General features: G+C 33.7%; 1 pseudogene. It reads left to right on the top strand.

Features of this window, described 5'->3' with window-relative positions:
- Nucleotides 1-303 (top strand): annotated as a pseudogene (locus tag HMPREF2561_RS09300) (FIVAR domain-containing protein); the annotation flags it as partial.

Below are 303 nucleotides of genomic sequence, written 5' to 3'. Positions count from 1 at the left end.
AAAAGTAGAAAAAGCATTAACAGCATTAAATCAAGCGAAAGATGATTTAAGAGCAGATAAAACAGAATTACAACATAAACTTCCAGAATTAGATCAACGTGGCATTACCGAAGGTAAAAAACCAGCAAGTATCACTGCTTATAATGAAGCTCTAGGAAGAATACAAAGTGAAATTGAAGAAGCTAAGACGAAAGCACAAGAAGTGTTAAATAAAGAAAAAGCAACACCAGCAGAAGTGAAAGAAGCATTAGACAAAGTGAAAGCAGTCTTACCAAAACTTACTGAAGCGATTAGTTTACTTCA

Origin of the sequence: Staphylococcus sp. HMSC069E10, assembly GCF_001809205.1 — a bacterium.
In the GTDB taxonomy this organism is placed as follows: domain Bacteria; phylum Bacillota; class Bacilli; order Staphylococcales; family Staphylococcaceae; genus Staphylococcus; species Staphylococcus hominis.
Note: the sequence above shows the minus strand (reverse complement) of the source record. Positions and strands in the feature narration are given on the sequence as shown.